The 13,110-nt window shown below is 46.4% G+C and carries 14 protein-coding genes; 4 read left to right on the top strand and 10 right to left on the bottom strand.

The window, feature by feature from the left end:
* Positions 1–2: 2 nt before the first annotated feature.
* From EJA10_RS08640 to EJA10_RS08670, 7 genes are all read right to left on the bottom strand, one after another.
* Positions 3–380: a hypothetical protein gene (locus tag EJA10_RS08640; protein ID WP_125479605.1), complete on the bottom strand. Its 378-nt coding sequence runs from the start codon at positions 378–380 to the stop codon at positions 3–5.
* 12 nt (positions 381–392) lie between these two features.
* Positions 393–863 carry a cytochrome c-type biogenesis protein CcmH gene (locus tag EJA10_RS08645; RefSeq protein ID WP_125479606.1) on the bottom strand — a complete coding sequence of 157 codons (471 nt, stop codon included), beginning with the start codon at positions 861–863 and terminating at the stop codon, positions 393–395.
* Positions 864–867: 4 nt separating this feature from the next.
* Positions 868–2,850, bottom strand: coding sequence for a heme lyase CcmF/NrfE family subunit (locus EJA10_RS08650; RefSeq protein WP_125479607.1), 1,983 nt, complete (start codon positions 2,848–2,850; stop codon positions 868–870).
* A gap of 21 nt (positions 2,851–2,871) precedes the next feature.
* On the bottom strand, positions 2,872–3,321 hold the full coding sequence (locus tag EJA10_RS08655) for a cytochrome c maturation protein CcmE (protein WP_125479608.1): 450 nt from the start codon (positions 3,319–3,321) through the stop codon (positions 2,872–2,874).
* Between the two features lie 2 nt (positions 3,322–3,323).
* Complete coding sequence (locus EJA10_RS08660; RefSeq protein ID WP_125479609.1) at positions 3,324–4,280, bottom strand: hypothetical protein; 957 nt, start codon at positions 4,278–4,280, stop codon at positions 3,324–3,326.
* 314 nt (positions 4,281–4,594) lie between these two features.
* A complete protein-coding gene (locus tag EJA10_RS08665) occupies positions 4,595–4,774 on the bottom strand; it encodes a glycogen biosynthesis protein GlgD (RefSeq protein ID WP_125479610.1) in 180 nt (59 codons plus the stop codon).
* Between the two features lie 18 nt (positions 4,775–4,792).
* Positions 4,793–5,056 carry a YtzC family protein gene (locus EJA10_RS08670; RefSeq protein ID WP_125479611.1) on the bottom strand — a complete coding sequence of 88 codons (264 nt, stop codon included), beginning with the start codon at positions 5,054–5,056 and terminating at the stop codon, positions 4,793–4,795.
* Between the two features lie 458 nt (positions 5,057–5,514).
* On the opposite strand from EJA10_RS08670, the gene mnmL reads away from it, so the two are divergent.
* The gene (gene mnmL / locus EJA10_RS08675) at positions 5,515–6,489 is read left to right on the top strand and encodes a tRNA modification radical SAM protein MnmL/YtqA (RefSeq protein ID WP_125479612.1); all 975 of its coding nucleotides are present in this window, start codon (positions 5,515–5,517) and stop codon (positions 6,487–6,489) included.
* Complete coding sequence (mnmM, locus tag EJA10_RS08680) at positions 6,479–7,051, top strand: tRNA 5-(aminomethyl)-2-thiouridylate-methyltransferase MnmM (protein WP_125479613.1); 573 nt, start codon at positions 6,479–6,481, stop codon at positions 7,049–7,051. The genes mnmL and mnmM overlap by 11 nt, the downstream gene beginning before the upstream one ends.
* Before the next feature lie 376 nt (positions 7,052–7,427).
* On the opposite strand, the gene EJA10_RS08690 is transcribed toward mnmM, so the two are convergent.
* Both EJA10_RS08690 and EJA10_RS08695 read right to left on the bottom strand, forming a co-directional pair.
* The gene (locus tag EJA10_RS08690; protein ID WP_125479614.1) at positions 7,428–8,522 is read right to left on the bottom strand and encodes a tetraprenyl-beta-curcumene synthase family protein; all 1,095 of its coding nucleotides are present in this window, start codon (positions 8,520–8,522) and stop codon (positions 7,428–7,430) included.
* 38 nt (positions 8,523–8,560) lie between these two features.
* Positions 8,561–9,364: an alpha/beta hydrolase gene (locus EJA10_RS08695; protein WP_125479615.1), complete on the bottom strand. Its 804-nt coding sequence runs from the start codon at positions 9,362–9,364 to the stop codon at positions 8,561–8,563.
* Positions 9,365–9,478: 114 nt separating this feature from the next.
* On the opposite strand from EJA10_RS08695, the gene EJA10_RS08700 reads away from it, so the two are divergent.
* Together EJA10_RS08700 and EJA10_RS08705 are read left to right on the top strand one after the other, a co-directional pair.
* Positions 9,479–9,994: a gamma carbonic anhydrase gene (locus tag EJA10_RS08700; protein ID WP_125479616.1), complete on the top strand. Its 516-nt coding sequence runs from the start codon at positions 9,479–9,481 to the stop codon at positions 9,992–9,994.
* Positions 9,995–10,086: 92 nt separating this feature from the next.
* Positions 10,087–10,965 carry a C39 family peptidase gene (locus tag EJA10_RS08705; protein WP_246017724.1) on the top strand — a complete coding sequence of 293 codons (879 nt, stop codon included), beginning with the start codon at positions 10,087–10,089 and terminating at the stop codon, positions 10,963–10,965.
* On the opposite strand, the gene asnB is transcribed toward EJA10_RS08705, so the two are convergent.
* On the bottom strand, positions 10,966–12,870 hold the full coding sequence (asnB, locus tag EJA10_RS08710; RefSeq protein ID WP_125479617.1) for an asparagine synthase (glutamine-hydrolyzing): 1,905 nt from the start codon (positions 12,868–12,870) through the stop codon (positions 10,966–10,968).
* Positions 12,871–13,110: the final 240 nt, after the last annotated feature.

A 13,110-nucleotide genomic window follows, 5' to 3' on the forward strand; every position in this document is an offset into this window, starting at 1 on the left:
AATCACCCCTTCTGGTTCCGGAGCTTTTTAAGCTCTCGGAGAATTTCAGCTTCCGCCTCGTCAGCAGCCTTCTTCGTTTTACCCACGGCAGCGTGCGGGTGCTTTAGTTTTTTGTGCTTCGTTTCTTCTTTTAACAGTTCAGCTGCAAGCAGCTGGTACTGTTCTTTTAATTTTTCAAAATCCTCATGGGTGATTTTTTTCATTAAAAAGTCCATTTCAAGCTCATTCACTGCACTATAGACTTGTTCCAGTGTCAGCCTTTCATCCGTTTCCGCCTTACCTGCCGGCTGCTCTTCGCTTGCGGAGAAAAAAGGAGAAATGATGAAGTAAAAACAAGTGATAATCATAAGTGAGCCTGCTATTAAAAATACATAATCCATTTTGATCAGCTCCTAGAAAAGCTTCCGGCGCTCTTCGTCAAATATTTTTGCCGCGATTTCCTTCTCAATTTCCGAATCCCATCCTGACTTGGTCTCAAGTTGCATTTCTGCTTTTTTCCTTGTCAGCTTTCTCAGCCAGACACCGACGATTACACTTCCGATTCCAAATCCAGCTGCCGGCATGCCCCAGGCGATCCAGCCGCTCGTGCCTCCACCTGGTGTCCTTAATGCTGCCTGGCCGTATTCATCCACATACGATTGAATGATTTGGCCTTCTGTTTTGCCGCCATTGAGCATTTCAACGACTTCATCGTAGTAAATTTTCTTTACAGAGCATGTGGACAGTTCGTGATCTGCATGGCCCTGCATATCCAGCTGGGAGATGATATGTTTGAATTCCTTTGAATTATAGGTAAAAGCTGTCGTCAAGCCAGGAATCACGATCAGCAAAAGAAGGGTTGTCAGTATAATTTTTTTCTTCATCTTTTCACCTTCCTGTTTGCGCTGTGCCTTTATTCTTTTGGAAGCGGAACGATGTCGGCCTGCCGCCGGCGAGGGCGAATGCGGTACCGATCACCATAATGATGCCGCCAGCCCAAATCCAGCTTACAAATGGGTTCACTTTTACCATGAACGTCACTTTGTCTTTTGTTTCCCATGAACTCAGCACCACATAAAGGTCCTGGCTCCAGTTTGTTTTTATTGCGACCTCTGTTGAAGGCTCAGGCCATGTTTCGTAAAAGATTTTTTCCGGCTTGATTTTGCCAATGTCTTTTCCTTTATAGGTCACGTCAATGTCGGCGACGACAATGCCATTGCCGTTTTTCGTATGTTCTGTCAGTTCGTTGAATTTCAGGCTGTATTCCCCGATCGTGATGCTGTTTCCGGCGACGACTGTTTTCAGGACCTCAGTCGAATAGGAATGGGAAGCAATAACGCCAACAGCGATCAGCGCGATACCTATATGGACGATATAGCCGCCGTAACGGCGCTGGTTTTTCATTGTCAGCTTGAATGCTGCTTTTAACACATTTTCCTTTGTCGCTTTCCGTCTGGCGCTGATTCCTCTTGCGAATTCTAGAAGATGTGTTCCGAGCATGAAGCTCGTCGCCGATAAACCAACAACTGCGTAAATACCATCTATACCTGCTGCAAACAGGATTATTGCTGTTACTACTCCCATTGCCAGCGGCCAGAGCGTATTCTTCATGAACTTTTCAAATACGGCTTTTTGCCATGCGATCAGCGGGCAGATGCCCATCAGTACGATCAGCGCGAGCAAAATCGGAGCCATGACTTTGTTAAAATAAGGTGCGCCAACATTGACCTTTGTCCCGGTAAAAGTCTCCGAAATCAGCGGGTACATCGTTCCCCAGAATACGGCGAATGCTGCGGCCACAAGGATCAGGTTGTTCAGCAGGAAGCTGCTTTCCTTTGAAAAATAAGCTTCGATTGGGCTGCTGTCCTTCTTGATCAGCCCATATCTAGTCATGACGATGTATAGAGAGAACAGCATCATGAATGCCATGAATACCAGGAAGTATGTGCCGAGATTGCTGTCACCAAATGCGTGGACACTTGTCAGGATTCCGCTTCGGACAAGGAAAGTCCCAAACAGTGTCAGGATGTAAGACAGGATAATCAAGCTTACATTCCAGGTCTTCAGCATGTTTTTCCGCTCCTGGATCATCACTGAATGAAGGAATGCCGACACCGTCAGCCATGGCAGGAACGAGGCGTTTTCAACCGGATCCCATGCCCAGTAGCCGCCCCAGCCAAGCTCAAGATAGGCCCACCAGCCTCCGATTACATTTCCGAGAGTCAAAAACAGCCAGGCGAGCAGCGTCCATCTTCTTGTCAGCTTGATCCATTCCGAATCCATTTTCTTCAGGATCAGTGCCGCAATCCCGAATGCGAACGGCACTGCGAGCCCGACATAGCCCATATACAGCGTCACCGGGTGGAGAATCATCCCCGGGTTCTGGAGCATAGGGTTCAGCCCCTTGCCATCCGCCGGGATTCTATCTGTCATCTCAAACGGATTGGCATTGAGTGCCATCACGGTGAAAAAGAACAGGATGTTCACCATCAGGATGCTCGATACATATGGCATCATTGGATTTTTCTTTTCTTTTGAAAAAACAACCATCGCTGCATAAAGGGCTAAAAGGAATGCCCAGAGTAACAGGGAACCCGCATTTCCGGCCCAAAAAGCAGTCAGCTTGTAAACCATCGGCAAGCTTTCATTTGTATAGGAAGCCACATATTTGTATTGGAACTGGCTTGTTCCGAGAATATACAACAGCATAAAGGAAGCGATGCTTGAGATGAAAGCGAGTGATAGAACTGCCCCTCTTCCGCTTTCAAGCCATTTGCTGCTCTTCCGCTTCATTCCGATGATATTGGCAATGATTCCGTAAAGAGAAATCACGACGCCAAGATAGATTGCGATATTCCCGATTAAGTACATACAGATAACCACCCATCTGTTTTATTCCTCTTTATCATTTTTGTACATTTCCTTGTGCATTTCGGTATCATAGTTCTCCATGTCTTCGCCTTCATATTTCGTTGGACACTTCGTCTGGACTTTTTCCGCTTCGAATACACCATCCTTTTGGATGAACCCTTCCAGCAGGACGATGACATCCTCAGAGAAGTTATCAGGCTTGATGCCTTTATGGAAAACCTGGAGAGTGCACTGTCCTTCCTCGTAAATCTCGAATCGAAGTTCAAGTTTATCTGCGTCCCATGTTACAGATTCCTTATTAAGCAAGCCCTGGGTCATGATATAGTCGCCTTCATATTTCGAACCATTTTCCGTAAGGTCGGCAATCGTGATTTCCTTGCTTCCGGCAGACGGCATCGTCGAAAACATCATGATGACAAATGCCACAGCTGCTAAAGCCAACCCAGTTACGATTTTTTTATTCTTCGACATCCTTATCTACCTCCCAGTTTTTTCAATAATTCGTTATACTCAGCTTCGGTAATGCTTCCTTCAACGAGCATTGCCCTCAGCTTTGCTTTTTTCGCCTGCACATCCATTTGGACCTCATTTTTCACAGGCTCCGTCTTCTTTCTTCTCATGAAGAAGATCAGCAGGACCGCTGCAAGAAGAGTCACACTGCCCGTCACCGTGAGGACCAGCCAAAGCGGCATGATTTCTTCATTCTGTTTTACCGTGCCAGCCTTCTTTGCGTCCCCTGCCATATCTTCCATAATCTCGGCTGTCGTCCTTGACTCAGCGCGTTTGTATTCCAGTTTGATGTTCTTTTCCTCGCCCGGCTTCATTCCCTGGCCTTGATAAAGGAACATGTTCATGTTGTAGGAATTCTTTTGATGCTGCTCAGAGGCTGGTTCGAGCTTGAAGCTATCCGTATTAAGCGGCTCAACAAAAATCAGGTTCAGCAGCCCGATTTCAGCAAAGCTTTTAAATTCATAGGCCAGCGTTTTGCTGCCGTCTTTTGTATTGATGCTGTCCGTGTAGTACTCCACGACAAACTTGTAAATTTCCTGCGGCTGGATTTCAGCGCTGGTTTCCCATGAAATCGTGCCGTTTTCCTGATCGAGCTCATATTCGATCTCATTCATTTCCGTCAGGTCCCTGGAATAATCAGCAACAAAGCCAATCCTGAAGTTCTTATCCTCCATCGGCAAAGGGATGACGACTTTCCCCTTCTGTGCTTCAGTCGCATTGTTCTTCAGTGCTCCATGGTATCCCACAAGCAAGGGCGGATTCTTTTTCTTATCTTTTGGATGGTAAGAATACTCCGGCATCACCTGGATAGTGAATTCCTCCATCTTCAGTACATTCGAGGTATCTTCTGCTTTTGCCAGATCAGGAAGCTGGAAAGAGAACAACAGAGTCAGAGACAGCATGAAGTGCAGTATTTTCAATTTGATGTGCTCCTTTCTATATGTGACGAATTCGTGAACATTTTCACAAGATTACTTGGATTAAAAAAGCGCATTTGATTTCCAGCGATTCTATTCCTGGAAATCCACACATCTTCGCCTGTGCTTCGTTTCGTTCTACCTTATTTAAACCATGTCTGAAAGGCGTCAATCTGTGATGTAAATCACGGAATTTTCATCAGTTATAGCCGATTTGTGAACGGGGGGTATTTTAGGAACCAGCCAATTCGCTGAGATCCCAATGCGATTTGCATAAAAAAACCTCACTTCTTAATCGAAGTGAGGGTGTTACAAATTTATGAAGATTGCTCTGGTTCTGGGTGGAATTTAGACTTCACGGGCTGGCCCCCGCTTTGTTCGTATTTCTTCTTTGATTCTTTTACCGGATCATGGTCCATTCCAAGTTCCAGATCCTGGTTGTTGATGCCATTCCGCGTTTTCTGTTCCGGATTATTTTGCTTTGAACGCTTTTTCAAAGTCATTCCCCTCCCGTTTTAATGGTCCAGCAAAATCATACTATTCTGTACCTGCTGAAGCTGAAGCCTCATCCGATGAAGCTGGTCGCGCTGCTGGGCATTCGCACTGAAGGAAAGCTTGGCTAGATCATTATAAGCATCCTCAAGAGCTTGCAGGGCATTGGTAAAATCGCCGTCATTATAATGCTGCTGCATGCTGGCATTCTTGTATTGCTCCTGGGCGAGATTGATGGCATCCTCGCATTGCTGAAGTAGCTGGTCGACCGATTGACGTGTAGCCAATATCAGACCCTCCTTTACTTGATGCTGAAGCAAAGTCTGCTTCTTCTTTATTTTGTTCACAATCCTTTTTCCTATCACAATTTTGTCCATGTTTAATGATGCCAATTACGTTCATTGAACTATATTTTTGCTGTGGTGACTTCCACTCCAGGATGCTCGCTTTCCGCGGGGCCGGCGCTGCTAGCGCCTGCGGGGTCTCACCTGTCCCGCTGCTCCCGCTGGAGTCTCGCACCTTCCGTTTCAGTCTACTGCTTCGGCAAAGTTTTTTTAAAAATTTAACTAAAAAACATAACCGTTTAGAATAACATGTGTAAGAAAATCTGCTCCAGAAGTTGTAATTGGTAACAAAGTCCCCATCTTAAGCCGAAAATTCCTTTTCCCATTGGTTTCAAATATCCTTAATGGTACAATTCATAATGAATTCATTTATGTGACAGGTTATTAAGGAGGTTACTGGCATGAAACAGGCCAACCCTTTTCCATATGCAACAGACGATAAACGGTACCACACATGGAACTACCACTTGCGTAATCATTTTGGCCATAAGGTCTTCAAAGTAGCGCTCGACGGAGGCTTCGACTGCCCGAACCGTGACGGCACTGTAGCCCATGGCGGCTGCACCTTCTGCAGTGCGGCGGGCTCAGGGGATTTTGCTGGTGACAGAGTCGAAGACCTTGGCACACAGTTCAAAAAAATTAAAGAAAAAATGCATTCCAAATGGAAAGATGGCAAGTACATGGCCTATTTCCAGGCTTTCACCAACACCCATGCGCCAGTAGAGGTGCTTCGAGAAAAGTACGAAACCGTCCTGAAGGAGGAAGGTGTCGTCGGACTTTCTATTGCGACAAGGCCGGACTGCCTTCCCGATGAGGTTGTCGAATACCTTGCCGAGCTGAACGAACGGACTTATTTATGGGTTGAGCTCGGGCTGCAGACCGTACATGAAAGTACGGCTGCCCTGATCAACCGTGCCCATGATTATGAGACATATAAACAAGGCGTGGACAAGCTCAGAAAGCATGGAATCCGGGTTTGTTCCCATATCATTAATGGGCTGCCAATGGAAACACCTGAAATGATGATGGAAACGGCACAGGAGGTCGCCAAGCTTGATGTCCAGGGGATTAAAATCCACCTGCTTCACTTGTTGAAGGGAACTCCAATGGTCAAGCAGTATGAAAAAGGACTGCTTGAATTCCTAAGCTTCGACGATTATGTAAAATTGGTTTGTGATCAGCTGGAAATTCTTCCACCGGAAATGATTATTCACCGCATCACAGGAGATGGCCCAATCGAGTTGATGGTCGGCCCAATGTGGAGTGTCAACAAATGGGAAGTGCTCAACGCCATCGATAAAGAAATGAAACGACGCGACAGCTGGCAAGGCAAATTCTATACTGGAAACAAAGTGGTGATTGAGAATGAAGCTTGAACGGATCCTTCCATTCGCTCGGAACCTGCTGGAGCTCGCTGTCAAACCTGGTGACATCGCCGTCGATGCAACGGTTGGCAACGGACATGACACCTTATTCTTAGCCAATCTTGTCGGACCAGCCGGCAGGATTTACGGCTTCGATATCCAGGATGAAGCACTCATGTCCTGTAAAACAAAGCTGCGGGAGCATGATTTGCAGGATCAGGTAACCCTTTTTCATACCGGGCATGAGAACATGGCAGAGTGCATCCCGCCGCTCCACTTCGGTAAAATAACCGGTGCGGTCTTCAACCTCGGCTATCTGCCAGGCGGAGACAAAAATATCGTCACCGTCCCGCAGACGACCATCCAGGCCATTGACCAGCTGCTCGAAATCATGGCCCCTGAAGGAATTATCGTAATCGTTGTTTACCACGGACACCCTGAAGGAAAAGTCGAGCGCGATTACCTGCTGCGTTATGTGCAATCAATAGACCAAAACATCGCCCATGTGCTTGAATACAGGTTCATGAACCAGAAGAACAATCCGCCGTTTATAGTGGCGATTGAGAAGAGATAAGGTGAGGAAAGAGGGTGTCTCAAAAGTATGAACTTTTGGACACCCTCTTTATTTTTAGGATAGCTTTTAAATGGATCCTTTGATATCCGTTCCAGGCGCTTCGCTTTCCGCGGGGCTGGCGGTGAGCCTCCTCGTCGCTATTCGCTCCTGTGGGGTCTCACCTGTCCAGCTGATCCCGCAGGACCTGAATAGCTTCTCCGAATGGACCCACGCACGATGGAAATGCGTTAGCATTTTCGGAGGAGTCTTCGCGCCTTCCACTACTATCAACATGTCTTAAACAACAATTAAAAACACCATACAAATGATCATAATCTTTATAAAAAAGACAAACCTGATATAACAATAACCAGGGGGATCCCATTGGTTCAATTCCTTATTTAATCAGCGCCCTGACGAGTCCGGATGGAATCCATTTTTGCAGGGATCGGTAGGCTCGTCCGTTTATGTAAAAGAAATAGCTGACGGGGCCCGCGGTTTTGATCATTTCTTTTGCAAGCTGACGGATTCTTTCCTGATGCCGTACTTTTTCGTCTGACAGATATACGCCCAGCAGGCCGCGGTTGATGAGTTTATGGAATTTTTGGTGCGGAAGTTTGGCTGTATGGTAATCGGCGTTTGCTACGAAATGCCTCAGTCGTTCAAACAATGCTTCTTCATTTTCGTAGTAAAAGCAGAAATTCAAGTCTCCGCCTTGACGGTCTTCTTCCTGGTCAATGAAGTAATCAAGCAGGATGTGGAGACCTTGTATGTAAGGGAAATACCCGTTGCGGATGCTGTCGGCGTACTCCGGCTTGAAATCATCCCGGAGCGCGTAGGAAACAAGACAGAAGATGCCAAGCGTGGAGCCTGTGCACGCGGAGAACTCATACCATTCCATTTCAGGAATCCCGTCCCGATGGCCGTCAAACCATGTTTGCAGTCTTGGCACTCGCTCTTTAACCTCTACATGCTTATGGATTTGCAGATCGCAATAGTACTGGCACAGCTCCAGCAGATGATGCTTGATATCGTCATATTGCTCCAGCTCTTCCAAGACCTCTCTGCACACTGTCACGAGTTCAATGAGATAACCTCCGTCATTCTGATCTTCCCGCTCCCGGTAATAATTGCTGATCTGGGTTTCCAGGCTAAGGGCGTGCGCCATCGATTCATGGAGTGCCGCAAAATCGGCCGGATCCAGTGAAGTGCTGCGATCACACAGATTATCTAGGTAATCGCTGATTGTCTGGTAAGCGACAATAAAGCGGATTGCCTGTTTATAGTTCTTTTTCGCAGTCAGGCTTAATATTGAGCCGCCCTCGCAATGAAAGGTCTTGTGCTCAATGCTCGCGAGCGCCTGCTTCCTGAGTTCAGGATTCGGGATTTCCTCAGCCCTGCTTTTCCAGTAGGCAAGCTCTCGATGTACTTGAGGCAAAACTTGTCTGTATACACGGTACATTAAACTAAGCGGCATTGATGGAATCAGCATGTATACACCTCCAAGTCTCTTTCTTATTTTTCACTTTATCAATATACATATCCAATCGCTTTCAGCTGGCTCATGACGAAGTCGTGGGAATACTCGAATACGTCTTCGCGTTCCGGCTCATTGTATACTTCATGATAGCATTTTGGCCATTCTTTATAGCGTTTTTCCGACAGCGGTGCATGGTTGAACCATTCCTTTACCGCGCGTTTGTCAACAATTTTATCGTCGCCTCCCTGCAGCAAGAGTGTCGGAACGTCCTGGATTTTATCCATATTATCAAACGCCAGCTCCATGGCTAGAATCAGCTCGCGGTACCAGCGGATCGATACCTTTGTAAGGTAGAGCGAGTCATTGGCATCGACAGACCTTACATCTTCATTCCTCGTTGCCATTTCCACGGTAAGTCCCGGTGACATACGCAAAGTCGGAATGATGACACTCAATCCGTGCGACAGCATGTCGAGCATTTTTGAAGGATAGCTCACAAGGCCAAGACACGGGGAAGACAGGATCAGTCCAGCGATCTCCACCCGTTCCTCCTGCAGCATCCTGATTGCAATCAGGCCTCCCATGCTGTGACCAAGCAGAAATACCGGCAGGTCAAAGTCATATGCTGCCTCGACCCACTCTTTGACTTCAAGAATATATTCATCAAATGAATCAATATGGCCACGGTTCGCTCTTGTGGTCAATCCTTGCCCAGGCAAATCACCCATGATGACGTGAAATCCAGATGAGCGCCACATTTCAATCAGCCAGCCATAACGGCGATGATGCTCGAGCGCACCATGCACTATGACGATTACAGCTTTAGCATCTCCGTCAGCTTCCCATTTCCACATGACCATTCCCCCATTTAAAAACTTTTTCTTTCTTTAAAAGAACTATAATATATAATTAGCGAAAAATAAAAATGAAAGCATCCAATCAAATCTTTTTTTTCAGGAGTGTGTGCAATGATTTATCCTTACAAAGGCAAGACACCAAAAATAGCAGATTCAGCCTTTATTGCTGATTATGTAACGATTACTGGCGATGTTGAAATCGGTGAGGAATCCAGCGTCTGGTTCAACACTTCGATCCGCGGCGATGTCGCTCCAACCATCATCGGGAACAAAGTAAATATCCAGGACAATTCCGTCCTACATCAAAGCCCGAATAACCCGCTCATCCTTGAGGACGAAGTGACTGTCGGCCATCAGGTCATCCTTCACAGCTGCATTATCAGGAAAAAAGCGCTGATCGGGATGGGATCGATCATCCTCGACCAGGCTGAAATCGGTGAAGGAGCCTTTATTGGTGCCGGCAGCCTTGTTCCCCAAGGCAAGAAAATACCGCCAAACACCCTTGCTTTCGGCCGTCCTGCAAAAGTAGTCAGGGAGCTGAACGACGATGACATCCGCGATATGGAACGGATTTCACGGGAATATGCTGAAAAAGGCCAGTACTATAAGAGTTTGCAACACAAATAGCTGCAGCTTAACAAATCCGCCAGCCGTCCGATATTAATTTATATAATATACCCGATTATCTTTGCATTTAATCTGACGGACAGGTGATGGATATGGACAGTTTATATTCGGCGGCCGCTGCCGTGGTTCTGCTGCTTGCCTTGTTTTGGCTGCTGATCAGAAAACAAAATAGCATGCTCAAGTCTTTCTTGATGTTCCTGATTGTTTTTACATCGATTGCAGGTGCTTTTTTGCTGGAAAATTTGCAGGAGTCTCATGTGGCAATGGCCGTTCAGTCGGTCAGGGAGCTGCTGGATCAAGCAGAGCCAACCTCAGGGCCTGCACCGTTGGTTATTGAAGATTACAAAGCTGAAATCATTCCAATTAAAGACCATGTCCTTCTCGACGCGCCGGTCATCTGGCAAATGCCCGAGCTCCCACGCGGATGCGAGGTCACCAGCCTGGCGATGATGCTTCAATATAAGGGATTAGAGGCTGACAAGCTTAAACTCGCTGAGGAAGTAAAGAAGAACCCTGCAGAATTCAGACTGAATGACGGCAAGATTTATTTTGGAGATCCAAATGAAGGCTTTGTCGGCAATATGTACACTTACACACAGCCGGGCTTGGGTGTTTACCATAAGCCGATTGCAGAACTTGCTGAAAAATATCTTCCGGGTAAAATTAAGGATCTGACCGGCGCTGAATTCCAGGAGCTGAAAATCCATCTCTCTGACAGCCGCCCTGTTTGGGTGATCATCAATACGGAATATCGATGGTTGGATGATAGCTTTTTTCAGACATGGTATACACCAAATGGAGCTGTAAAGGTTACGACTAAGGAACATTCTGTTTTGATCACCGGATACGACAAAGGATTCGTGTATTTTAATGACCCGCTAACAGGCGAGAAAAATAAAAAAGCACCCTTGCCCGATTTCGTCGAAGCATGGGTGCAGATGGGAAGGCAGGCGATCACCTACCTTCCTTGATTAACCTTTTAGAGATTGCAATACTTTTTGATTCTCGTACTCCTTCTGGAAGGAGTATTTTTTTTCGACATAAACATCATGCCACATCATGAACATCAGCACTGTCCAGATCTTCCGGCTGTTGTCAGCCTTGTTCTGGCAGTGGTCCTCAAGAAGCTTGAGAACGTATGATTTATTGATGAGGTGCTCTGTGTTGCTTTCCTTGATGATGTTCTTAGCCCAGTCGTGCATCTCATCCTTCAGCCAGTGGCGGATCGGTACTGGGAAGCCAAGTTTCTTGCGGGTAAGCACGTGGTCAGGAACTACACCTTCAGCTGCTTTACGCAAAATATACTTCGTCGTATTATTTGCGGTTTTCAGGCTTGTAGGAATCTTTGAAGCTGTTTCAAAGACTACTTTATCAAGGAATGGGACACGAAGCTCCAGAGAATGGGCCATCGTCATCTTATCAGCCTTCAATAAAATATCACCGCGCATCCATGTGTGGATATCGATGTATTGCATCGTGTCCACCGGGTCATACCCTCTGCTTTCACGGTAGAGAGATTTTGTGATATCCCTGTAGTCATACTGTCCGTTATAAACGTGCAGAAGATCGCTCTTCTCTTTTTCAGTGAACATTTTCGCGTTACCAATATAACGCTCTTCCATAGGAGTCACGCCGCGTTCGATGAAGCTTTTCCCCTTCATTCCCTCAGGCATAATCTTGGCAATACCCTTAAGCATCGCTTTCCCTACACCAGGAATTTTGTTGAATACTTCAAGGTCCTGTGGTTCACGGTAGATGTTATAGCCGCCGAACAATTCATCAGCGCCTTCACCGGAAAGGACAACCGTTACATGCTTCCTTGCTTCACGGGCTACGAAATACAAAGGAATGGCAGCCGGGTCGGCAAGCGGATCATCCATGTGCCACATGATTTTCGGTAGTTCATCCATGTATTCCTGCGGGCTGATCACATAGCTGATATTTTCGACTCCAAGCCTGTCAGCCGTTTCTTTCGCCACATCAATCTCACTGAAACCATTCTGTTCAAAACCAACTGAGAATGTTTTGATGGAAGGATGGTACTGCTTAGCGATTGACGCGATAATTGAAGAATCGATTCCGCCGGATAGGAATGAACCTACAGGCACATCACTGCGCATATGGATCTTCACGGATTCGAACAGGACATCCCTGATTTCCTTCGTGAATTCGTCCTCCGTTTTATGAATCGGCGAGAAGCTCGCTTTCCAGTAACGCTTGATTTCCATCGGAGAACCTATTTTCTTCGTAAAATAATGCCCCGGCTCAAGCTTATAGATGCCTTCTGACATCGTATTTGGTTCCGGCACGAACTGATACGTCAGGTAATGTTGAAGCGCCTTGTAATCGAGGACATCATTCTCCAGTGCAAGCAAGATGCTCTTTTTCTCAGAACCGAAGAACGTGCGGTCTCCATCTTCAAAGTAGAAGAAAGGCTTGATGCCGAAGTGGTCACGTGCTCCGTAAAGGACTTGCTCCTCTTTATCCCAGATGACAAACCCGAACATCCCGCGCAGCTTGTCAACAGCCTGTTCTTTCAAATGGCTGTAGAGGGCAATGATGACTTCAGTATCAGAGTGCGTCTCAAAAGTCAGGCCTTCTTCAATCAACTCTTCCCGAAGTTCAAGATAGTTATAGATTTCACCATTGAAAATGATCCAGTAGCGCTCATTTTCATAAGTCAATGGCTGATGGCCAGCCTCAATGTCAATGATGCTCAGACGGCGGAAGCCGAACTGGATATGCTCATCATAGAAATACCCGTCATCGTCAGGACCGCGGTGGGTAATGATATCATTCATATTTTTAAACAGCTGCTTTTGTTCGCTGCTGAAATTCTGTGCATTTTCATGTACACAACCGATAAAGCCACACATTATGTACTTCACCTTCTCCATTTCAGAAAAAATTTAGTTTTTGCGCTGATTTCCGCTCCAGTCTTTCCAATCAACATTGTTAATAACAAGGTTTTTAAAACCTGTTGATTGTAGTGGACGGCGCGTAGACTCCTACGAAAATGCTAACGCATTTCCATCGTGCGTGGGTCCATTCGGAGAAGCTATTCAGGTCCTGCGGGATCAGCTGGACAGCTGAGACCCCGCAGACGCCAACGGCGG

This window comes from Mesobacillus subterraneus, from assembly GCF_003937825.1.
Taxonomy (GTDB): Bacteria; Bacillota; Bacilli; order Bacillales; family Cytobacillaceae; genus Mesobacillus; species Mesobacillus subterraneus.